Below are 261 nucleotides of genomic sequence, written 5' to 3'. Positions count from 1 at the left end.
CCCTTCGGATCATAAGTCTCAGCATCAGACTTCGGAGTATCGGTAACCGTGACAGTCGTCTCGACCTCATCAGTCGTACCATCCGGGTACGTCACCACAACAGTAACGTTCTTCTCACCCGGAGTCTTGGTGTCAGGGGTCTCCTTGTACTCGTACTTCGTATCCTCCGGAAGATCACCAGCATTCTCGATGTTCTTCTTCGGATCCGGAGTACCGCCTACCGGAACCTCCTGATCCTGACCCTTCGGATCATAAGTCTCA

The 261-nt window shown here is 52.9% G+C and carries 1 protein-coding gene; it reads right to left on the bottom strand.

Going from position 1 to position 261, the window contains the following annotated elements; translation table 11 throughout:
* A partial coding sequence (locus tag HMPREF2806_RS05920) for a Rib/alpha-like domain-containing protein (RefSeq protein ID WP_049156533.1) occupies nt 1-261 on the bottom strand: 261 nt, incomplete at both ends.

It is taken from the genome of Corynebacterium sp. HMSC076G08, assembly GCF_001811515.1.
Lineage (GTDB): Bacteria > Actinomycetota > Actinomycetes > Mycobacteriales > Mycobacteriaceae > Corynebacterium > Corynebacterium hiratae.
The sequence above is the reverse complement of the archived record's forward strand: the minus strand, read 5'-3'. Positions and strand labels throughout refer to the sequence as shown.